19 protein-coding genes are annotated in these 20,532 nt (G+C 69.1%); 11 read left to right on the top strand and 8 right to left on the bottom strand.

Translation table 11 applies throughout. The features are described from left to right. Positions 1-64: 64 nt before the first annotated feature. Entirely contained in the window at positions 65-643 is a 579-nt protein-coding gene (locus tag Raf01_RS26535; protein ID WP_239133931.1) for a TetR/AcrR family transcriptional regulator, read from the bottom strand. Here Raf01_RS26535 and Raf01_RS26530 point away from each other — a divergent pair. Next, positions 630-1,682 carry an alpha/beta hydrolase gene (locus tag Raf01_RS26530; protein WP_239133930.1) on the top strand — a complete coding sequence of 351 codons (1,053 nt, stop codon included), beginning with the start codon at positions 630-632 and terminating at the stop codon, positions 1,680-1,682. The two genes, Raf01_RS26535 and Raf01_RS26530, sit on opposite strands and share 14 nt — an antisense overlap. A 124-nt stretch (positions 1,683-1,806) precedes the next feature. Here the strand turns inward: Raf01_RS26530 and Raf01_RS26525 are convergent, their stop codons facing one another. From Raf01_RS26525 to Raf01_RS26515, 3 genes are read right to left on the bottom strand one after another with little or no spacing between them, the layout of a single operon-like run. After that, positions 1,807-2,550 (bottom strand): GntR family transcriptional regulator, encoded by a 744-nt coding sequence (locus Raf01_RS26525; RefSeq protein WP_203920734.1) that lies wholly within the window; start codon positions 2,548-2,550, stop codon positions 1,807-1,809. An 11-nt stretch (positions 2,551-2,561) separates the two neighbouring features. Further along, positions 2,562-3,260, bottom strand: coding sequence for an N-acetylmannosamine-6-phosphate 2-epimerase (locus tag Raf01_RS26520; protein WP_203920733.1), 699 nt, complete (start codon positions 3,258-3,260; stop codon positions 2,562-2,564). Further along, entirely contained in the window at positions 3,257-4,216 is a 960-nt protein-coding gene (locus tag Raf01_RS26515; protein ID WP_203920732.1) for a BadF/BadG/BcrA/BcrD ATPase family protein, read from the bottom strand. The genes Raf01_RS26520 and Raf01_RS26515 overlap by 4 nt, the downstream gene beginning before the upstream one ends. Positions 4,217-4,351: 135 nt before the next feature. On the opposite strand from Raf01_RS26515, the gene Raf01_RS26510 reads away from it, so the two are divergent. Genes Raf01_RS26510 through Raf01_RS26500 form a run of 3 tightly spaced genes read left to right on the top strand, consistent with a single transcriptional unit; the run spans position 4,352 to position 7,481 of the window. Then, complete coding sequence (locus Raf01_RS26510) at positions 4,352-5,713, top strand: extracellular solute-binding protein (RefSeq protein ID WP_203920731.1); 1,362 nt, start codon at positions 4,352-4,354, stop codon at positions 5,711-5,713. Between the two features lie 2 nt (positions 5,714-5,715). Then, complete coding sequence (locus Raf01_RS26505; RefSeq protein ID WP_203920730.1) at positions 5,716-6,591, top strand: carbohydrate ABC transporter permease; 876 nt, start codon at positions 5,716-5,718, stop codon at positions 6,589-6,591. Continuing rightward, complete coding sequence (locus Raf01_RS26500; RefSeq protein ID WP_203920729.1) at positions 6,588-7,481, top strand: carbohydrate ABC transporter permease; 894 nt, start codon at positions 6,588-6,590, stop codon at positions 7,479-7,481. The genes Raf01_RS26505 and Raf01_RS26500 overlap by 4 nt, the downstream gene beginning before the upstream one ends. Before the next feature lie 9 nt (positions 7,482-7,490). On the opposite strand, the gene Raf01_RS26495 is transcribed toward Raf01_RS26500, so the two are convergent. Further along, positions 7,491-8,549, bottom strand: coding sequence for a hypothetical protein (locus Raf01_RS26495; RefSeq protein WP_203920728.1), 1,059 nt, complete (start codon positions 8,547-8,549; stop codon positions 7,491-7,493). A gap of 550 nt (positions 8,550-9,099) precedes the next feature. On the opposite strand from Raf01_RS26495, the gene Raf01_RS26490 reads away from it, so the two are divergent. From Raf01_RS26490 to Raf01_RS26465, 6 genes are all read left to right on the top strand, one after another. Beyond that, entirely contained in the window at positions 9,100-11,241 is a 2,142-nt protein-coding gene (locus Raf01_RS26490) for a PKD domain-containing protein (RefSeq protein ID WP_203920727.1), read from the top strand. Positions 11,242-11,258: 17 nt separating this feature from the next. Next, the gene (locus tag Raf01_RS26485) at positions 11,259-13,421 is read left to right on the top strand and encodes a PKD domain-containing protein (RefSeq protein ID WP_203920726.1); all 2,163 of its coding nucleotides are present in this window, start codon (positions 11,259-11,261) and stop codon (positions 13,419-13,421) included. A 284-nt stretch (positions 13,422-13,705) separates the two neighbouring features. Continuing rightward, entirely contained in the window at positions 13,706-14,080 is a 375-nt protein-coding gene (locus Raf01_RS26480; RefSeq protein WP_203920725.1) for a hypothetical protein, read from the top strand. After that, the gene (locus Raf01_RS26475; protein ID WP_203920724.1) at positions 14,077-15,066 is read left to right on the top strand and encodes a DUF4232 domain-containing protein; all 990 of its coding nucleotides are present in this window, start codon (positions 14,077-14,079) and stop codon (positions 15,064-15,066) included. Before Raf01_RS26480 ends, Raf01_RS26475 begins: the two co-directional genes overlap by 4 nt. A gap of 112 nt (positions 15,067-15,178) precedes the next feature. Beyond that, positions 15,179-15,700, top strand: a complete 522-nt coding sequence (locus Raf01_RS26470) for a hypothetical protein (RefSeq protein WP_203920723.1) — start codon at positions 15,179-15,181, stop codon at positions 15,698-15,700. Between the two features lie 297 nt (positions 15,701-15,997). Beyond that, positions 15,998-17,065 (top strand): TauD/TfdA family dioxygenase, encoded by a 1,068-nt coding sequence (locus Raf01_RS26465; protein ID WP_203920722.1) that lies wholly within the window; start codon positions 15,998-16,000, stop codon positions 17,063-17,065. Between the two features lie 104 nt (positions 17,066-17,169). On the opposite strand, the gene Raf01_RS26460 is transcribed toward Raf01_RS26465, so the two are convergent. Beyond that, the gene (locus Raf01_RS26460; RefSeq protein WP_203920721.1) at positions 17,170-17,382 is read right to left on the bottom strand and encodes a hypothetical protein; all 213 of its coding nucleotides are present in this window, start codon (positions 17,380-17,382) and stop codon (positions 17,170-17,172) included. 232 nt (positions 17,383-17,614) lie between these two features. Here Raf01_RS26460 and Raf01_RS26455 point away from each other — a divergent pair, with 232 nt between their 5' ends. Beyond that, positions 17,615-18,106, top strand: a complete 492-nt coding sequence (locus Raf01_RS26455) for a GNAT family N-acetyltransferase (RefSeq protein ID WP_239133929.1) — start codon at positions 17,615-17,617, stop codon at positions 18,104-18,106. A gap of 32 nt (positions 18,107-18,138) precedes the next feature. Here the strand turns inward: Raf01_RS26455 and Raf01_RS26450 are convergent, their stop codons facing one another. Both Raf01_RS26450 and Raf01_RS26445 read right to left on the bottom strand, forming a co-directional pair. Beyond that, the gene (locus Raf01_RS26450) at positions 18,139-19,143 is read right to left on the bottom strand and encodes a tetratricopeptide repeat protein (protein ID WP_203920719.1); all 1,005 of its coding nucleotides are present in this window, start codon (positions 19,141-19,143) and stop codon (positions 18,139-18,141) included. A 74-nt stretch (positions 19,144-19,217) separates the two neighbouring features. Further along, on the bottom strand, positions 19,218-20,438 hold the full coding sequence (locus Raf01_RS26445) for an MFS transporter (RefSeq protein WP_203920718.1): 1,221 nt from the start codon (positions 20,436-20,438) through the stop codon (positions 19,218-19,220). Between the last annotated feature and the right edge of the window lie 94 nt (positions 20,439-20,532).

Here is a 20,532-nt window from a genome sequence, read left to right as displayed (position 1 = left end):
GATACCTCCTTCACCGGGTATCACGCTCTGGAGGCGGAAAGTCTTGCACGCCGGCGGACGAACATTACCCGGCCGTGCCGGGATCGTCGGCGAGCTGCGGCAGGACCATGGCGACCAGTGCGGCGACGTCGGCGTCGACCATCGGCTCGCCGGTCATGCCCATCCTGTGGAGCAGGGTTCCGACGACGACGTCGATGAAGAACAGGACCCGGTTCTCCGGCTCGTCGAGCGCGTCCTGCAGCGCTAGCCGGTACGGGTCCTGCAGCCGCGAGGACAGAATCTCGCGCAGGGCCGGGTCGCTGACCGCGTCGCTGAACACGCCGGCGAACGCGTCCCCGACCCCGGGCTCACCGATCTTCCCCGCGATCCAGTGGATGGCAGAGGACATGAGCTCGGCCCGACTGTCGCCCTTGAGCGGCACCGGGCCGAACGCGTCCAGGAGGCAGTCCACGATCAGTTCACCCTTCGACGGCCAGCGCCGGTAGACCGTCGACTTCGCGACGCCGGCCTGCGCGGCGATGCGCTCGACGGTGGCCCGCGCGTAGCCGAGCTCGCGAACCGTGCTCAGCGTCGCGGCGAACACGACGGCGTTGACGCCGGTGCGCGGGCGACCGGGTGGCCTGGCGGATGTGGTCGATGCCATACCGCCATGGTACCTAGTTTCGATACCATGGGTATCGCTACCTCAGGTATCGAAACTATCTGACCGGGGAGAAGAAGTGAGCGATGTCAGTGCTGTGAAGAGGCCGCCGGCGCCGAACTGGGCGACGATGACAACCGAGGAACTGGTCGCCTACCGCGATGCGGAGAACCGCGTTCGAGCGTCCGTCGCGGCGCGGGCGATCACCGGGGATCCAGATCCCGGCGCCGCGATTGACTGGCAGAAGGTGGCGCTGCCCGGCCGTGAACTTCCAGTTCGGGTGTACCGTCCCTCGCCCGCGCGCGACGGCGGGGCTACCGACCAGGCTGGCCTGCCACTCGTGCTCCACGTGCACGGAGGCGCTTTCGTCGGTACGGCGGCGCAGTGCGACTGGGTGAACAGCCATCTCGCCGCCCACCTTCCCGCCGTCGTCGTCTCGGTCGAGCACCGCCTCCTCGACCCGGAAACCCCGCTGTCAGCGGCCGTCGACGACGACTGGGACGTGCTCCAGTACGCGATGCGGCACGCCGCGCGGTGGGGCATCGACCCGGCGCGCACGGCCGTTTTCGGCGAGAGCTGCGGCGCGTTGATCAGCGCCCTGACCGCGATCCGGGCCCGAGAGGCGGGCACGCGCCTGAAGGCCCAGGTGTTGGTCAACCCCGCTGTCGACGTGAGCGAGACGATGTTCGACTACGCCTCGGTCACCGAGTACGCCGACAGCCCGACCCTCAACGTGCCGCAGCTGCAACTGTTCCAGCGGCTCGCCGTTCCACCGGGTACCGATTCCCGCGCGCTTTCCCCGCTGTATGCCGAGGACCTGAACGGGCTGGCCCCAGCGCTCGTGGTGGTGCCGACCCACGACCCGGCGGCCGATCACGGCCGTCGCTACGCCGAACGACTGGACACGGCCGGAACACCTACGCGGCTCACCGAATATCCCGGAGCGGGGCACTCGTTCCTCAGCATGCCGGGCGTGGCGCGGCAGGCCGAGGCCGCGCGGACGGAGATCCTCGAGTTCCTCCGAGGCCGCCTCACCGTCTGACTCGAAAGGAAAGCGGCGTCTCCGGTCGGGGTGACCGCACGCCACACGGCCACCCCGGCCGCTGTCCACAGTGGAGTGACATCCGCGGGAGTTCCCGGCCACCTGGGCCGCCGCCGTCGCAGCCTCAGCGGTGGATGGTCAGTTCGAAGTCGTAACGGTCGGCACGGTAGAGGGACTCGCCGTATTCGACCACGCGCCCCCGCGAGTCGATGCCGCGCCGCCGCACCTGCAGCGCGGGGGAGCGGGGCGGAACACCGAGCAGGTCGGCGTTGCGGCGGTCGAGGGCTCGCGCGCAGATGTGCTGTTCGGCCGTCGCGACGGTGGTTCGGTAGCGGCTGGCCAGCAGCTGGTAGAGCGAGCCGGCCAGGTCGTGGTCCAGCAGTCGGGGAAACGGCGTGGCCGGCAGCCGGATCGTCTCGACGCACATGGGAAAGCCGTCGGCCAGGCGCAGCCGTTCAACGTGGTAGACCGGATCCCCGGCCCTGATTTCCAGATGACGTGCGAGATCGTCGCCGGCCGGCGACTGCTTCGCGGCCAGCAGCCGCGAGCCGGGTTCGAGGTCGCGGGCGCGCATGTCGTCGCTGAACGAGGTCAGCGTGAGGCCCTTCGAGATCCGTCGTTGCGAGACAAAGGTACCCCGGCCACGTACCGAGTAGATCCGGCCGTCCTCGATCAGTGACTGCAGGGCCTGCCGCACGGTCGCGCGGCTGACCTCGCACTGCTCCGCGAGCTCACGTTCCTGGGGCAGAAGGGTGTCCGGAGGCATCCGGTCGATGAGAGCCAGGACGTGTTCGCGTACCTGAAGGTGCTTGGCCACCATCTTCCCCTTCTGCAACGCTGCCTGGGTCACAGCGCGCTGGTCTGTCATGCCAGCGAAGCTTACTTCCGGGTCGGCGTGCGAAGCGCCGAGACGAAGCGCCGGGTGATCTCGAGAGGATTGGTGATCGCGGTGCCAACCACGACGGCGTGGGCGCCGGCGGCGAGGGCGGCGCTGACGTGTTCGGGTGTCCAGATGCGACCCTCGGCGACGACCGGCAATGGGGTGGCCGCGGCCAGCGCGGCCACGAGGTCGATGTCCGGACCGTCCGGCGCCGCCGCCCGATCCGTGGTGTAGCCGGACAGGGTCGACGCCAGCAGGTCCGCGCCGGCGCGGTGGGCGTAGAGACCGGATTCGACGCTGTCGACGTCTGCCATGACCGGCACCCCGAGCCGGTCGTGGATCTGCCGGATCAGGGTGGCCAGGTTCTGGCCGTCGGGCCTGGGCCGGGCTGTTCCCTCGGTGGCCACGATCGAGGCCCCGGCAGCGACGACCTGTTCGGCGTCGGCGTAGGTGGGCGTGATGAACAGCCGCTGTCCACCGGAGTACCGGATCTTCCGGATGCCGATGACCGGCAGGCCGGTGGCGGCTCGCACAGCCGCGACATCCTCGGCGCCCTCGGCGCGGATGCCTACCGCCCCGGCGGCCGCGGCGGCTCGGGCCATGGCGGCCATGAACTGGGGACCGTGCAGCGGATGGCCCTGCTCGGCCTGGCAGGACACGACGAGTCCGGATGCGATGGCGTCGATCGCCGAACTCATGAACGTGCCTCCGTTGCCGCGCCGGCTCGTGAGGTCAGGGCGGCGAGCGGGTGGTCGGGTGCGAGGTCGATCAGCTGGCGTACGCCGTCCAGGGACGACCCGGCCGGTGGTCGGAGGACGTAGCGCGGGTCGCGTTCGCGCAGTGCGCGGCCGAATGTGTCGGCGAGCACGGGGCTTGCGCCCAGTAGCGATCCGGACCAGGAGACGGTGACGCGCCGTGAGTCGCAATCGGCGCGGCTGGCCGCCGCGGCGGCTGCCACGGCCAAATGTTGCGCCGCGTCGAGGCAGATCCGCTCGGCGACCGGGTCCTGCCGCTCCGTGAGAGCCAGCACCTGCCTGGCGAAGTCCGCGATCAGGCGTACCCGGTCGGGGTGGCGCTGGAGGGTGGCCGGCAGCGCGCTCGGGTCGCCGAAGACTTCGGCGACGGCGTCGGGCAGGGCCGTGGGCGTCGTGCTGCGTCCATCGAGGGTACGCAGTGTGTATTCCAGGCCTGCCCGGCCGATCCAGTAACCGCCGCCGTGATCGCCGAGCAGATGTCCCCAGCCGTCCACCCGGGCCAGGCCGCCCCGGCCGCTGGTGGCCAGCGCCACGACGCCGGTGCCTACGGACACCACGACCGCTGGTTCCAGGCCCACGGCTGCCAGATAGCCGGTGACGGAGTCGTCGGCGAGCACGACGTGCCGTGGCCCGAATGCCGACCACTGGTTCAGCAGGTCGCGCGGGTGGCCGTGCGCGCCGTGCAGGCCGGTGAGTCCCACGGCGACGCCGTCGACGACCTCGCGTCGCTGTTGGAGGGCACCGGTGACCACCCGCGTCAGGTGCGCCTGCGGGTCGACGCCGGCCGGCAGCCCGTCGGCGGCGAGGTCCGCATCGACCTCGGCGTGCGGTCCCTCGCTTGCCGCAAGCCGCATGCGGGTACCGGTCTGGCCCGCGTCGACCAGCAGATAGGTAGGCATCAAAGGCTCTCCAGTGACCTCGTCGGGCGCTATTGACCGACCGACTGACCGACCCATACTCTACACGCAGGTCTAGACCTGCGGAACACAGGTATGACCTGAGAATCGCTCGACAGCGGTCGCAGAGGAGAGATCATGGGTGGAACAAGCCGGCTCGTCCGCGCGGTCAGCGCGGTGGTCCTCGCGGCGGCGCTCGGCGCGCTCGCCGCCTGTGGAAGCTCGGGATCGGGATCGCAGGGCAGCGGCACCGGCACCGTCAAGATGGTGCTCTGGCCGGGCCCCGAAGGCGACGCGATGGCCAAGGTGGTCAGCGCCTACAACGCCGGCCAGGGCAAGACCGACAAGATTCACATCGACATGACCCTGCTGAGTCGCAGCGACACCTTCAGCAAGGAAGCAACGCTGATGGCCACCAAGTCCAGCGAATTCGACGTGTACTTCACCGCGAGCTATCTGGTCGCGCAGCACGCGCCGTACCTGCAGCCGCTGCAGGGCCTGGACGCCTCGCGCTACTTCCCCTCGGCCGTGCAGTCCCTCCAGGTCGAAGGGAAGCAGTACGCCCTGCCGCTGGACATCAGCAACAACTTCCTCTACTACCGTACGGATCTGATCAACAAGCTGCGTACCGACCCGACCTGGCAGGCCAGCTACGCCCGGATCAGCCAGCAACTGGTCGGGCAGTCCCTGACGCCCAAGGACCCCGCCGACTGGACCTGGAACGACTTCATCGCCACCGCCGCCTTCTTCACCAAGAAGGAGAACCCGCAGTCGCCGACCACCTACGGCACCGCCCTGCAGGCGAAGAACCTGCTGTTCAACACGATGATCTGGGACGACGTGCTGTGGAGCTTCGGCGGCGGCTGGCTCGACTCCTCGGGCAAGCCGGCCCTCGACTCGACAGCGGCCCACCAGGCGATGCAGGTCTACAACACGATCTACACCAAGGCACTGACCTCGCCGGACTCGTCGCAGGCCGAGTTCCCGGAGACGCAGGCGGCCATGACCAGTGGCAACGCCGCGATGGCGATCCAGTGGTCGGCCGGGTACGCCGATCTGAACAACCCGACCAAGTCGCCGACGACCGCGGGCAAGGTCGGCGTGGCGCCGGTACCCGGTGACAAGCATCAGACCCACGTCCACGCGCTGGCCGTGGCCATCAACAACTACGGCAAGAACCGGTCCGCGGCCCAGAAGTGGATTTCCTACCTGGAGACGCCGCAGGCGATGACCCTGTACGCCAAGTCCGGCGGAATCCCGGCCCAGCCGGGCGTGCTGTCCAGCCTCACCTCCGTCAACCCGGTCTACACCTTCATCGCTCGCGACCTGAGCGCCGACGGTTTCTCTGAGCCCGCACTGCCCAAGACCTACGACATCTACTCCGCTCTCGCGCAGGACCTCTCGGGTGCCTGGGTCGGGCAGCAGAGCATCGACGCCGCCCTGAAGAAGGCCGATTCGGATCTGGGCACTCTGGCCGCCCAGAAGTCAGGGAACAAGTGACGATGCCGCGCAATCACACGAGGGGGGCGCGCTGGATCCTCAGCGCGCCGCTACTCGTCTTCGTCGCAGTCGCGGTCATCTACCCGATCGTCTACGGGGTGCGCACCGCGCTGCAGAACCGTACCCTGCTGGATCCGGACGCCTCGTGGGCCGGAGCGGCCAACTTCCTCACCACGGTCAAGGATTCCGGGTTCTGGCACGCCGTGTGGTTCACGATCCTGTTCACCGCGATCGTGACGTGCGTCGAACTCGTGCTCGGCTTCTGCCTGGCACTGCTGGTCGACAAGTACTTTCCCGGAAAGAAGCCGTTGCTCAGCGCGCTGATCCTGCCGATCATGATCGCTCCGGCGCTGATGGGCGTCATGTTCCGCCTGCTGCTCAACGAGAACATCGGCGCCGTTCCGGCGCTGCTGCACGACGCCGGAATCCACATCACCCTGTTCAGCAACGGCGCGGTCGTCCCGCTGCTGATCGTCCTGGACATCGTGCAGTGGACGCCGTTCACCTTCCTGCTGTTCTACGCGGGGTTGCAGGCACTGCCCCGGGACACCTACGAGGCAGCCGCCGTGGACGGGGCGGGCTTCGCGCGCACCGTCCGGTCCGTCGTGCTTCCCATGATGGCGCCCGTCGTGTTCATCACGGGCTTCCTGCGCGCGATCGACGCGTTCCGCACCTTCGACGTCATCTACGTCCTGACCGGCGGCGGCCCTGGAGACCAGACCACGACGATGAGCATCTACATCTACAAACTGTTCGCGACGGGCAACTTCGGCACCGCGTCGGCCGCGGCCGTGCTGGCCGCGCTGATCGTGCTGCCGCTGGTACCCGTCGTCACCCGCCGCGCCGTCGGCGGAACCACCGCGGAGGCAGCCCGATGACCGAGGCAGTCCTCACCACACCCGCGCAGACGAGTGTGCCGGCCGGTCTGCCGCCGAGGCGCCGGTCCGAACCGCGACGAGCGTGGTGGAAGACCGCACTCGTCACCGTTATCGCCATTCTGATCAACCTGCCGATGCTCAACGCGATCTACACGAGCTTCCGGCCCGACGGCGACATCTCCCGCGCACCGCTGTCGCTACACCTGCACCTGACTCTCGGCCACTACCGCAACCTGTTCAACGGCGGCAGCGGGTACGACTTCAGCCGGTACTTCCTCAACTCGGTGCTGATCTCCCTCGGCGCGGTCGTACTGGTGCTGGTCCTCACCATCCCCGCCGGCTACGCGATTGTGCGCCTCGGGTTCGGAGGGCGGTACCTGCTGCGCGGAGTCACCGCACTGCGCCTGGTACCGGCGATCTTCTTCGCGATCCCCTTCTTCCTGCTGTACAACTCGCTCGGGCTCTACGACACGGTCCCCAGCCTCATCCTGGCCAACACCTTCCTGAACCTGCCCCTCGGCCTGCTCGTGCTCGCCGGGGCGCTGCGGGACCTGCCGGTGGAGATCGAGGAGGCGGCCATCATGGACGGCTGCGGCGTCTACCGGACCCTGCGCTCGGTGGTCCTGCCCCTGCTGGCTCCGGCTCTCGTCGCCGTGGCGGTGCTGGTCTTCCTCTTCTCCTGGTCGGACTACCTGTTCGCGGTCATCCTCAGCAGTTCGAACGCCACACCGGTCACCGTGGGCGCGGCGAACTTCGTTACCAGCACCGGCATCCGTTGGGGCGACATCTCCGCGGCCACCGTCCTGTCCGTTCTGCCGCCGCTGTGCTTCGCGGTCTTCGCCCAGCGGGCGCTCGTCAGCGGCTTGTCGGCTGGTGCGGTCAAGGGATAGGAAGGGCTGTCATCGGCCAGCGGTGACCACGGGTGGTGGATCCGACCGGCGTGGAGGCCGTACCCGCTGCCACAGTTGCGCGCGGATGCTTGGCCACCGCTGTTGAGACTGAAGCGCCTGTTGGGCGTACCACAACGTGTCCGGTGAGTACCAACCGCCGCGGGAGTTGGGCACCGTCGCCCCGAACGCTTCGACGGCGCGCATGCGGTAGTAGAGTCGCCAGCGCTCAGGCGACCCTCCCGGGCTGGCGTTGACCTCCTGCGTCAGCTGGAATCGCAGCGCGCTCAACTGAGCTGACAGGTCCTCGCCGGCCGGCCAATCCCGCGGCAACGCCTCGAGCACGGCGCGGACCGCGGGCTCGCCGCGCAGGTCGTGCTCCTCGGCGACCGAGTCGAGCACCCACCGCAGCGCGTCGCGCTGCGTGGACTCGTCGGCGAGAAGGAACAGGGCCGCCAGGTCCGGATCCGTCCGGGGGAACGTGCCCGGCGGCTGCGGGTCGTCCGGGATCGGTGTGCTTATGACTACCGTGGCGTGGGGTTGGTCCAACCAGGCAGGGTCCAGCCGGATGCCGGTGCGCCGCTCGACAAAGGCCAGCTGGGATGGGTAGTCCAGATCGTCGCGCAGCGAAGCGCGATCCTCGTCGAGGGCCGTGGGCCGCTCACCGGCGGGCTGGTCGTCGTCGAGGTGCTCCAGTCGCGTCAGGATCCGGCCGAAGGCGGCGTAGCACACGAAACTGCGTCCGTTGGCAGGGCTCCACCACGAGCTGTGTACCGAGGCGCCGTCGGACAACCACCGCAGGGCCTCGTCACGGACGCCTTCCCAACCCCCGGTCTGGCACATGACCACGGCGGGCCCCACCTGCTGCAGGTGCAACGCGTCAGTTTCGTCGTAGGCCCACCCGGCAACCTGCTCGATGCTGGCCGGGTCACCGCCGAGCCGCCGGGCAACCTCCGCGACGGTGACCGGCATGGTCAACGGCTGGACGACGGTCCAGCACCATGGCGCGTCGAACTGATCCTCCTGCGCGTCGAGCATCCGCTGGTACCACGCCACGTCCTCGTCAGCCATCGACCCTCCTGCCAGCTCTGATCGACCGGCCCGAGACCACCTTCGCCGGACAGTGCGGAATCCTCGCACATCCGACGACCACACGATCCGGCGACCACATCCGACGACCACGTCCGGCACCGAGACAAGAGCCGAGGCCCGCCCGCTCCTTACCGCCGGCCAGATTTCGATCGACGTCTCACTTTCGGCGGCGCCTTACGTGATGTAGGGTCACCAAGAGTAGGAGCGCGCTGACACTCGGCTAACGAAGCGATAGTGGGTCGTCGCCGCGATGAGGCTGTCTTGGGAGGGGCGGCCCACCGGACCGGTGCGCCGGTAAGGGGATTGACGTCGTCCCCGGCCAAGCGCCCGAGTTGACCGACCCCCGAGTTGACCGACCAATGCCGTATCTGTGGTAGCGGAAACAACCCAAGGACGACTTTCACGCCGGTGCGGGCGGCCACCTGACGGCCCTGCGGCCTCGTGGCGCTTTCCGGCGCGTACACCCGTGCGGTTTTTCAGGAGGTCTCGCCACATGAAATCGCGCCGTAGATCCCGCCAGAAATGGTGGATGGTGACTGTCGGCTGCGTCGCGGCCGCGCTTCCGTTGTGCCTGACCGCGAGCGGGGTGGCCTCGGCCGGCGGACCGCGGCCGTCGCGCCCGCCGACACCCACCATCAACGCCGACTACCTCTACAACGAGCTGTACACGATGTCCAAGGCGTTCAGCTACCGGATCTCGGGTGCCGACGGCGACCCGAGGAACGCCAGCGACGTGTTCAACCTGCCGCCGACCGTCAACGGTTGGCAGGAACTGTTCGCGTACTGGAAAGCGAACCTCACCGACAAGCGGGTCAACACGTCGCTCGCGAGCTTCGCGACGGTGACGGACCACTACTTCCGCCGGGCGGACGGCTACCGCTTCGACTCGGACGACGCCGAGGTGACGATCCCCGGCGCCACCTGTGCGGGCCAACGGGTGCTGCTGGCCGCGCATCCGGACGAAACACCGGTGCCCAACGACATCGTCGGGCTCATCAATTCCGGCACGACCAGCGGGACCACCGGCTTCGGCGCGGCGCGCCGGGAAATCACCGACAGCAACCTGGGCAACGAGGGAGCCTACGACGGTCTGTCCGGCGTCGCGCTGACCATGGCGGAGTACAACGCACTGCTCGACTGGTACCACGCGAACGGCACGTACCCGAAGCGCACCCTGAAGGTCACGCTGCTGGACGCGTCGCGCGGTAAGACGGGCGACGGGTTGTTCGGCCGCGAGGGGTCCGCCTACTACGCCGACAACCTGATCCCGTCCGGGCCGCAGGGCCAGTACGTCCTGTTCGCCAACATGGACTCGCTCGGCCTGGACTACCCCGCTTACCACCTCGGCACCGAGTTCTTCTGGAACAACGTCACCGGGGGAGGGGTCGGCCCGTGGTTCACCTTTGTCAAGGCCACACCGACCGCGCCGAACTCGGCCTACCCGGACAGCGGCGCCGGATCGCCGGGGGCGAAGATTACGGCCAACGCACCGGCGATCGGCCAGCTTCACTCCGACCTGCAGAGTGCGATCCAGGCGGGCTTCCAGCAGCAGGGCACGAAGTACAACTTCTCCGTACCGCTGGAGAATCCGTTGCGGTACAACCAGAACGGTCAGGCGCCGAACCCGTACAGCGGAGTGGCGCCGGTGAAGCCGGCATACTCGGCCGCCGACCAGGCGCAGTACTCACCGGTACGCGATGACGCCGACGGACTCGAGGATGAGCGGGCGTTCTTCGACAAGGGGATCCCGGGCTTCACGGTCTCCGGTGCGAAGAACTCCAGCAGCGACGAAAACCCTTACGGAGCCTCGGTCAGCAGCACCACCAAGGCGACCCCGATCATCGGGTACGCGGGCAACCAGACCACGTTCCAGCTGGGCAACAACACCCCGCAGCCGGGCATGACGACCACCGTGGCGCCGGCGGCGGCGGGCGACACCGACGTGAAGGTCGCGGACGTCACCAACCTCGCCGCGGGTGAGCCCATCTTCATCGGCTCCGGTGCCGCCATCGAGTACGGGCAGATCCAGTCGGTCGGCACCGCCGGGGCGACCGGTACCGGCGTCACGCTCACCGCGCCGCTGGCCGGTGCGCACCCGACGGGGGCCGCGTTCAACGTGAACGAGAACCAGCCGGTCGGCTACCTGTCCGACTCCATCGAGCACCTGAACTACTTCGCTGGCGGAGCCCCGCACGGGCTGACGCCGCAGCAGCCGACCGAGGAGCTGAAGCGGGCGCTCGAACTGCCCGCGCAGTGGACGAGCCTGCTGCTGGCGGGCGACGACTATCTCGGCACCACCGCCCAGCCGGACAAGCCGGTGGCCTACTTCGAAACCACACCCGCCAAGCCCGACTCCACCCTGACCGTCACCTTCGACGCCGGATTCTCCCGCGACGCCAACGGCGGCAGCCACGGGCTGAAGTACTACTGGGACTTCGGCGACGGCACGCACGCCGTCGGCGAGCGGGTCACCCACACCTACCACAGTGCCGTCTACGCCGATGTCAAGCTGGCCGTTGGCAAGGGCAACGACTGGGGGCTGTATCGGCAGGCGGTCGCGGTCGACAACCCGACCGGTGCCGCGCCGTCCACGAGCCCCTGCGGCACGTTCTCGCCATCCGAATCGGCCCGCCTCATCTCGGCCGCGCACAAGGGTAGGTACCAGCAATGATTGCCCTCTCGAGAAGGATGAGAAAGGTACGGCGCTGGTCCGCCGTCGGGGCCGTCGCCTCACTCGTCGCGTTCACCGGGGCCAGCGCGGCCGGCCCGGCATTCGCCAACAAACCGTCGGGCGCCGCACGCCCGGTCGTCGACATGAACTTCCTCTACAGCGAGCTGTACCACCTGGCCACCAACTACGTCTTCCGCAGCGCCGGCGCGGACGGCCCGCTGGCCGACCCCAACGACCCGAACAACCTCCCCGCCAACTACAACGGGGCACAGGAGTTCTACCAGTGGTTCGGCTCGGAGCTGACAAACTCCGACGCCGCGCACATGGGTTCGTTGGGCAAGTACATGACGGCGAAGAACCACATCTACCCGACCCGGGTCTGGCAGCTCGACGACGAGAGCGTCACGATACCCGGCCAGTCCTGCGCGGGCCAGGTGGCGCTCATCGCCGGACACAACGACAGCACGCCCACCTCGACCAGCGTAGCCAACGGGTCGGCCAGCGGCAGCCCCACGCCGATGAGCTCGATGCGCGGCGGCAACTGGGGCAACGGCTCCATGTATGACGCCGGGTCCGGCGAGGCGATGGGGATGGCCGAGTTCCAGGCGCTGCTGCGCTGGTACCAGGCGAACGGCACGTACCCGAAGCGGACCATCAAGATAGGTCTGTTCGACAACGAGGAGGGTGGCCTCGTCGGCTCCGGGTACTACTCGCAGACCAACGTGACGACGCTGGCGGCGCCGGCTGCGGCGGGCGACACCAACGTGAAGGTCACCGCCCGCACCGGGGTCGGGCTCGCGGTCGGCGAACAGCTGCTCGTCGACCCGTTCGGCGGCGCGCAGACGGTCACCATCACCGCGGTCGGGACAGTCGGGGCCACCGGTACCGGCATCACCTTCACACCGGCGCTGAACGCCGCCCATGCCGCCGGCGTTTCGGTCTCGGCCGGCATCGCCGATGTCGGTGGGCTGATCCCGGACGGCCCACAGGGGCAGTACGTGATGGTCGCGAACATGGACCAGAACGGCCTGGAGTATCCGGCCCGCCACTTCGGCACCGACCACTACCTGAACGACATCGTGGGCGGCGGCGTCGGGCCGTGGTACACGAACATCAACGCCATCCCGCTGTACACCACACCCAACAACCTGTACGACGCCACGGCGATCCAGCGGATCCAGCACAATCTCGCCGCGGCGCAGGAATTCCGCACCGCGACCGCCAACGCGGTGAACGACGCGTTCCAGGTGCTGGGGCAGAAGTACGGGTTCAGCATGCCGCTGGAGAACCCGCTGCGGCTGGACCAGGTCGGCTCCACACCGGTCAACCCCGGGCCGCAGTCGGTGCCCGCGTACCTGCCCACCGACATCGCGAAGTACTCACCGGTCGTGGACGACAACACGGGCCGCACCGACCAGGTGTCGTTCATCCGTGACTGGGGCATCCCCGGGTACGGCATCATCGGTGCCTACGACACGAGCACCAACCCTCAGGTCGGCGGTAACGAGAACCCGTACCCGGCGTCGTACGCGAGCAAGCCGACCCTCAGCCAGTACACGCTCTACGACACCAACGACGACACGCCCGAGCACCTGAACTATTTCGCGTCCGGTACGACGCACGGACCGGGCGGCCCGTCATCTCCGTCGGAGGGACTCAAGCGGGCGCTGGAGCTACCGGCGACGTGGACGTCGTACGTCGTCGCCGGTGACGCGTACGGCGGCTCGGACCCCAAGGGCAGCAGCCCGGTCGCGTACTTCGAGACCACGCCGGCCAAGCCGTACCTGACGTCGACGGTCACCTTCGACGGGTCGTTCTCGCGCAACGGCGGCGGGCAGACCAAGGGGCTGACCTATTACTGGGACTTTGGCGATGGTACGACCATGGCCACGACCCAGCCCACGGTCACCCACGTGTTCCCGTCCGACCCGAAGTGGTACGACGTGAAGCTCGCCGTGAAGTCCGGCGACAAGTGGGACTTCTACCGGCAGGCGCTGGCCGTTCACTTCGTCCCGGCCCATTACCCGGACGCCCCGACCGCCAACGAGCCGGCGCCACCGGCGACCGATCCGTGCGGCACGCTGACCGCCGCCGAGCAGTCGTCGATCACCAAGCAGGCCCAGACTTTGATGGGTCAGCTCAGCGATTCCAGGACGACGGTGATTTCCCGGCAACGCTGAGGAGAACTGCCGTGAGGAGAGGCAACACCGCGCCCGGGCCGGCCGGCCCGGGCGCGCGGCCGGTCCACCTGGCGGGCCTGGCCATAGCCGTACTGTTGGCAACGGGCTGCGGGCAGCAGACCGGACCGTCGGCCGCTGGCCCGCCGGGCCCGGCCGCCGCGCCTTCCGCTGTGTCTTCCACAATGCCCGCCGCGACCCCCGCCGCACCTTCCACCGAGCCCGCCGGCGCGACCTCGGCCGCGTCCTCTGCCCCGACCTCCGCCGCACCTTCCTCGGGTGTCTCGATGTCCCCGGCCGATCGGACCGCCTGTGCCGAACTGCTCCGCCGGCTCACGCAGGTGACGCAGACCATCAGTGCCAGCTCCGAACTGCTCACCAACTCGCTGGACAGGCAGCAGCTGAGCCAGCGGATCGCGGACGAGACCACGCGGCTGCGCCAGGCCGCCGACCTGATGGCGCAGGGCTCGGTGCCACCGCGGTTGGTGGCGGCCGATCGCGACCTGGTCGCCGCGCTGCATGCGTTCGCCGACGACTTCAACCGGGCGGCCGGCGCGGCGAAGCAGGGCGACCTGTCCACGGCCGCCGGCGCGATGAACGACGAGGCGACCGTGCGGCGCATCGTCGAGGCGTCCCAAACGATCGAGGAGACCTGCGCATGAGGATCGGAGTGCTACTCGGTGCGCTGATTCTCGTCGCGGCCGGCTGCTCGTCCACTCACCACGATCCGGCCGGAGCGGCGCGCCTCGTACCATGGGACGGCGCCGTACCGGCGCAGCTGCGGGTGGCGGCGTCCGCACCGGCGCCGAGGTGCCAGGCGTCGCAACTGCGGGTGGTCGGCGACGGTTTCGACTTCTCCGCCGCCCTGTCCGGCGGCACGGGCGAGGCGACGGTACGCAACGCCGGTACCGGGACATGCCAGTTGACCGGGCGGCCCGACGTGCAGATCGTCGGCGCCGTCCCGGCACCCCGGCAGCGGCAGGATCCGTTGCCGGCGCAGCCTCCGGCGTTCCCCACCGTCGCGCCGCCCGACACCGTGCTCGCCACACTCCCGCCGGGCGCCGCGGCGACGCTGGACATCGACTGGCGCAACTGGTGCGTACCCCGGGCATCCGGGACGCCGGTACCGCCGCGGACCATCCGGCTGACCCTGCCCGGCGGTACCGGCAGCCTCGATGTCGGCTACAACGCGCTACCGGGATGCGACACACCTGGGGCCGCGAGCACCATCGGCGTACACCCGTTCCAACCCGCCCCGTTGGCCAGCACGGCACCGTGGACCTCGACCGCGCTACGGGCGGCGATCGCGCCGTTGCCCGGTGCCAGGCAACTGCGCGGCGCGCGCGGCGACACCGTGCGCTTCGCGGTCGAGCTTCGCAACCCGTCGGCCGCGCCGATTTCCTTCGACCGCTGCCCGCTCATCGTCGAGATGCTCGCCCCGGCCGGACACCCGGAAGTTCACCAACTCAATTGCCGGGCAGCGGTGTGCCTACCGGCCACGGGCTCTCTCCGGTTCGAGATGCGCATCCAGATTCCACCGAACGCGCCGGTGGGCAGCAACGGGCTGTTCTGGGAACTCGACCCGACCGGAGGACAGGCCCCGGAGACGGTGTCGCGCATCATGGTGACCGACCACGCAGCGCCATAGCCCGGTGCCCCAGCGTGTAGTACCACCAGGCATTCAACCTTTTCCACATCCGACCGCAACGCCGCCCGCGCAGCCTGGACCCGCCCCTATCCATCAACTCAAGGGAGTCCAGATGCGTAAGAGGCTCGCCCTCACGATGCTGGCGGCGATGGCCGTCACGGTCCTCGGGTTCGCCGGCGCAGCCAGCGCGCACCCCGCCACCGCCACGCACCCGGCCGCGCGGCAGTCGACGGCGGTCGCGGCCGCACCGGCCACCGCCGGCCAGCGCACGCTGCTCGTCGCGGACACGACGACCGGTACGGCGCGAGCCGTGCCGATCCCGGCCGGCGCCGACATCGTCGTGCAGCCCAACGGTTTCGCCTGCATCGCGAATCCGATCCTGGCCTGCGGCTACGTCTTCAGTAGCTCGCAGACCGAGACGATCTACCGGTTGGTGATTCAGAACGGCGTGAACGCGGCGGCTTCGTGGTGCTCCACCCAGCTGAACAACGCCGGCTTCGGCTACCTGAGCTGGGTCTGCAACGCGGCCGCGGGATTCGTCAGTGGCCTGGCCGATCCGAAGGGCGCCTGCCTGTTCGTCGGCGCCGCGGGGACCGTCCCGATCGCCGTCTACACCCGCGACTCCTGCGCCTGATCCGTACCCATCCCGATCCCGGGGCGCGACCGAACGGTCGCGCCCCGGCCGGTGCCCGAACGCTCCTGGCCACCCAGCCCGTCGCGCCGGCTACCGGCGGCGGTATCGGCGGCCGTCGTTTTTGTCGGCGGTCGAAATGTGCCATAGTTCTGTGGCAGTCTCTGGCGGAGCGGTTGGGGTGGTCGATGGAGCTCCGGGTGCTGGGGTGACAGCCTGTGGTCGCCCAACCCGTCGAGATGATCACGGAGCTCGAGGCGTCACGCCCGGGTTCGCTGCAGAGGAAGCGAGGAGCAGCACATGAATGAGGCGACTTCCAGGGTGTCGGAACAGCGCCCGCTTCAGGACGCGGAGCAGCCGGCGCAGACCCCCGGTGGGGATTCGGTAACCATCGGTTTTCTGCCCGAGGCACCATCGACGCCCGCCCTCATCACGCCGGCCGGTCCTGGCGGCGACCTGCCCGGCTGGCTGCGCTCGAACCGGGAAACGGTCGAAGCCCTGCTGCTGCGGCACGGAGCGGTCCTGCTCCGAGGGTTCCACGCCGGCTCGGTGGAGAAGTTCGAACAGGCCGCCTCGGCGCTGTGCGGCACGCTCTACCGTGAATACGGGGACCTTCCGCGAGAGGGTGAATCGGACCGCGTATACAAGTCGACACCGTACCCGCAGAATCTTTCGATCCTCTTCCACAACGAGAGTTCGCATCTGCCGGAGTGGCCGATGCGTCAGTTCTTCTCGTGCATCGTGGCTCCGCACTCCGGAGGCCAGACGCCGATCGTCGACTGCCGGACGGTTCTCGCCCGGATGCGTCCGGAGCTGGCCGAACTCTTCGCTACGAAGAAGCTCTGTTACGTCCGCAACTTCATCAACGGAGTGGACGTCAGCTGGACGCGTTTCTTCGGCACCGAGGATCGTGCCGAGGTGGAGCGTAAGTGTGCCGCGGAGGGAACGAGCATCGAGTGGACGCCGGACGGCGGCTTGCGGACCTCGCGCCAGGCCGGAGCGGTTCTGCGTCACCCGGTGACCGGCGAGGCCGTCTTCTTCAACCAGCTGGCGCTGCACCACCCGTCGTCGCTGGACCCGGACACGCGCTCGGCGCTGGCCGAGATCTGCGGGGAACAGGGTATGCCGCGCAACGTTTTCTGGGGCGATGGCTCCGTCATCGATGACGCCCTGGTGACCGAGGTCCGCGACCTCATGGACCGCGAGTCGGTCGCATTCTCCTGGCAGGAGGGTGACGTCCTCGTCATCGACAACATGCTGGTCGCGCACTCACGCAGTCCCTTCACCGGGCCGCGGAAGATCGTGGTGGCGCTCGGCGACATGACCGACGGGCCCGACTCCCCGACTCGCCGTCGCGAAGCGGCGTAGGCCGCGCCAGCGGGTGTCGCAGCCGCCGCGCCAGCCAGCGGTACCGGGGCGGCGAGCCTGGCTCGGCCCGCCGCCACGGCTGTCGTGACTGTTCCCTCCCAGGGTCAGACGCTGATGCCGGTCGGGCCGGGGGTACCGACGGGGATGGGTCCGCTGGCTGGCGGCACACCTGCACCGAGCGGCACGATAGCGGCCAGCACGGCGGATGTCCCGGGCATGGCCGCGGCGAGGGCCGGCCCGACCGGACCCGCCGCGGCAGCCAGGGCGAATGCCCCGACGAGTGCCGCCCTCGTAACCGTCGCGGTACGCACTGTCATGTCCATCTCCTTTGATCGATGTCGATGACTATGGTTGCGCCGCGGGATTGAGGAAATGTTGAGCCGCCGGCTGTCTCGGGCAGGTGGACACTCCGTATTCGACACTCGACCGGGGCGACCTGGTACATCAAGCGTACCGAGGGGGCTCGATCGTCCGGTACCGTTGTCTGGGCGAAGTAGTTGGCGTTTGGTCGATGTACCGCGATCGTCCGTCGGCGGGACGATGTGCGCTGTGACAGCATTGACAGTGCGCTCCATCGATGCCGCCAACCGGGCCGCCGTCGAGGACCTCCAGGTGAGCACCGCGCAGCGGCGGTTCGTCGAGGCCGTTGCGGATTCCCTTGCCGAGGCAGAGGCCCAGGCTCACCGGCCATGGTGCCGCGCCTTCTACGTGGGACAGACTCCGGTCGGCTTCGTCATGCTCGCCGACAACGATCCGACGTGTTTGTGGCCCTACTATCTGTGGCGTTTCCTTATCGACGCCCGCTACCAGGGCCGGGGATACGGCAGGTCCGCCATGGATCTCGTGGCCGCGCACGTGGCCGCGCGTCCGCGGGCTGCCGACCTGGTGACCAGCGTCGCTTGCTATGACGACCCCGAGATCGGTCGCCACTCACCTCTCGGGTTCTACCTCGCCTACGGCTTCGAGGAGACGGGCGAACGCAACGGGTTGGAGATTGTGATCAGGCTGAACCTGGCCAGCCGACGATGGTCGACCGCGTAGCGTGGCGACGAGACAGTGACGTCGGTGGGACGTCACGGCTGCCAGGACGGGTTGTGCAGCATCGCCAGGTTGTGCCGCGCGGTGACCGCGAGGCTGTGATCGCCGACGTCGGCCAACGCGTCGAGCACGCCCCAGTACGCGTCGATCGCACGTCCCCGCTCGCCGGCGAGCCCGAGGGCGGCCGCGAGGTTGTTGCGCCGACCGACGGTCTCCAGGTGGGTCGGCCCGCGTTTGCGTTCGGTGTGCCGGATGTTTTCCTCGTGCAGTTCGAGAGCCTGGGCGTACCGGCCGGCCTGCTGGTAGCCGGCCGCCAGGTTGTTGCGAATCACCAGCGTGAGGTTGCCGTCGATCCCTTGCGACCGCTGCGCCACGGGGAGTATTTCCCGCAGGGCGTCTAGACCGGCCTCGATCGCTCCAGCGGCGAGAAGGGTCTGGGCGAGCTCATTGTGGACCGTCAACGTGTCGGCATCGGCGGAGCCGAACGCCTGCGCGGCCTCGGCCGTCAGCGGCCCGAGAACGGCGATGGCCTCGGCGAAGTGACCCAACCGCCGATGGTTGTCGGCGACAGCCAGCCGGTAGGCCAAGGTGCCGCGGTCGTCGAGGGGCTCGCGGCCGAGACTCGCCGCCCGCCAGATGTCCAGCGACGCGCGCACCGCGTCGAGCTGACTCGCGACCTCGCGAGCGGCCGGCGGCGGAGCGGCCGGAAACGGCTTGCCCGGCCCCGCCTCGCTAACCACCCACGCCGAGAGCATCCCCCGCAACTGAACCGACCGCAATGTGGAGACGTGCAACTGGCTCACGCCGCGGTCGGTCTCCAGCCGCAGTGCCGCGCCACCGAGTACGTCGGAGGCCCACATGCTCGGCCGCACATCCAGGCCGCGCAGGTCCGACCACTGGAAGGTCAGGAATTTACGCCCGAACTGCTTTCGGACCGTGATGCCGCTACGGTCGACGACGACGTTGAGCAGAGGTGTCTCGCCGGTCCGGTCGGGATGGCCGCCGAGATAGGTCACCATGGACAGCTTGAGCGCTGGCACCCCGCCATCCTGTCATCTAAGCCGCGCGGGCGCGAGCGCACCGCCCGCGCGGTGACCAGAGCGTTTTTGGTTCCCTAGCCTTGCGTCTGTCGATTCCTCGGTTTCTCTGGGTGGGTGTTGGTGGGTGTGGCATGGCGGGTCGTGGCGTCCGGCTCCGCCGGGGAGCCGCTGTCCGTTCTGTGGGCGGTGGTGTAGGCGACGGCGATGGCGAGGACGAGCAGGCACGGACCCAGGACGGCGGTGCTGAAGTGCCCGATGAGGACGCCGACCAGCGCTGGGATGGTTGCCGAACCGACCGTGGACGCGGCCACCTGGACGCCGACCGCTTGGTCCGCGTGCTCGGCGCCGACCCGCTCCCGAGTGGTGAGTGTCAGTAGCGGGAACATCGGTGCGGCACCGAGCGCGATGACCACCACCCCGGCGATCGCGACGGTGCCGGCCGTGGGGAGCAGTACCAGTGTCGCGCCCAGGACCACAGCCGCGGCGGCGCCGCGCAGCACCCGGTGCGGGCCGTACCGCTCGGCGAGTGGGCCGAGGACGAGCCGGCCAAGGCACAGCATCCCCCAGTACGCCGACACGGCAGCCCCGGCCACCACGCGGCTCAGGCCGCGGTCGCTGGTGAGGAACAGGAACGTCCACAGTGCGGTGGTGGACTCCAACCCGGTCTCGACGGCGAAGACTGCCGCACCGCGCCACAGCCCACGCATGCGCAGCGCGTGCCACACTTCCGACGACGGGGGCCGCCGGCGCGGCGGTGGGGTGGGCCACCGCCTGGCACTTGCGAGGAAGGCGACCGACACGACGGCCTGCACGGCGGCGATACCGGCGTATGCCCACCGCCAGGACTGGCCGCCGCCGACGATCGCGGTGATGACCAGCGGCCCGGCCATCGCGCCGAGGCCGTAGCTCGCGTGCATCCAGTTGATGTGCCGGGCGGTGAACCGGCGCGCGGCGTAGGCGTTGAGTGCGGCGTCGACGCCGCCGAACCCGGTGGCGAGTAGCACGATCGCCGGGATGAGCACCCAGAACGCGGGTGCCAGGCCGAAGAGCGCGAGCGCCGCGGCAGACAGCGCGGCGCCCATGGCCAGCAGCCGGCCCATGCCGGCGCGGTCGACGACGAATCCGGTGACGGTGCTGGACAGCAACGAGCTGGCCACGCCGAAGGGCAGCAGCAACCCGACGGCGCTGACGGGTGCGCCGAGGGTCAGTCGCATCGAGGGCCAGGCGACGCCGAACAGGCCGTCGGGCAGGGCCATGCTGATGTAGGCGAGATAGACGAGGACGAGCAGAGGCATGGACGACTCCGGGCAGCGCGAACCCCGGCTGCGTCACGGGTACGTCTTCAGGCGACTGCTCTGCTGAGGAGTCTGGGGCCGGAGGAGTCGGGCG

It is taken from the genome of Rugosimonospora africana (genome assembly GCF_016862975.1).
In the GTDB taxonomy this organism is placed as follows: domain Bacteria; phylum Actinomycetota; class Actinomycetes; order Mycobacteriales; family Micromonosporaceae; genus Rugosimonospora; species Rugosimonospora africana.
Note: the sequence above shows the minus strand (reverse complement) of the source record. Positions and strands in the feature narration are given on the sequence as shown.

Bases quoted from the DNA above. Each gene is read 5' to 3' on its own strand.
- Raf01_RS26535 (WP_239133931.1), bottom strand. From the start codon at position 643: ATGGCATCGACCACATCCGCCAGGCCACCCGGTCGCCCGCGCACCGGC.
- Raf01_RS26525 (WP_203920734.1), bottom strand. From the start codon at position 2,550: ATGACAGACCAGCGCGCTGTGACCCAGGCAGCGTTGCAGAAGGGGAAG.
- Raf01_RS26520 (WP_203920733.1), bottom strand. From the start codon at position 3,260: ATGAGTTCGGCGATCGACGCCATCGCATCCGGACTCGTCGTGTCCTGC.
- Raf01_RS26515 (WP_203920732.1), bottom strand. From the start codon at position 4,216: ATGCCTACCTATCTGCTGGTCGACGCGGGCCAGACCGGTACCCGCATG.
- Raf01_RS26510 (WP_203920731.1), top strand. From the start codon at position 4,352: ATGGGTGGAACAAGCCGGCTCGTCCGCGCGGTCAGCGCGGTGGTCCTC.
- Raf01_RS26505 (WP_203920730.1), top strand. From the start codon at position 5,716: ATGCCGCGCAATCACACGAGGGGGGCGCGCTGGATCCTCAGCGCGCCG.
- Raf01_RS26500 (WP_203920729.1), top strand. From the start codon at position 6,588: ATGACCGAGGCAGTCCTCACCACACCCGCGCAGACGAGTGTGCCGGCC.
- Raf01_RS26495 (WP_203920728.1), bottom strand. From the start codon at position 8,549: ATGGCTGACGAGGACGTGGCGTGGTACCAGCGGATGCTCGACGCGCAG.
- Raf01_RS26490 (WP_203920727.1), top strand. From the start codon at position 9,100: ATGGTGACTGTCGGCTGCGTCGCGGCCGCGCTTCCGTTGTGCCTGACC.
- Raf01_RS26485 (WP_203920726.1), top strand. From the start codon at position 11,259: ATGAGAAAGGTACGGCGCTGGTCCGCCGTCGGGGCCGTCGCCTCACTC.
- Raf01_RS26480 (WP_203920725.1), top strand. From the start codon at position 13,706: ATGTCCCCGGCCGATCGGACCGCCTGTGCCGAACTGCTCCGCCGGCTC.
- Raf01_RS26475 (WP_203920724.1), top strand. From the start codon at position 14,077: ATGAGGATCGGAGTGCTACTCGGTGCGCTGATTCTCGTCGCGGCCGGC.
- Raf01_RS26470 (WP_203920723.1), top strand. From the start codon at position 15,179: ATGCGTAAGAGGCTCGCCCTCACGATGCTGGCGGCGATGGCCGTCACG.
- Raf01_RS26465 (WP_203920722.1), top strand. From the start codon at position 15,998: ATGAATGAGGCGACTTCCAGGGTGTCGGAACAGCGCCCGCTTCAGGAC.
- Raf01_RS26460 (WP_203920721.1), bottom strand. From the start codon at position 17,382: ATGACAGTGCGTACCGCGACGGTTACGAGGGCGGCACTCGTCGGGGCA.
- Raf01_RS26445 (WP_203920718.1), bottom strand. From the start codon at position 20,438: ATGCCTCTGCTCGTCCTCGTCTATCTCGCCTACATCAGCATGGCCCTG.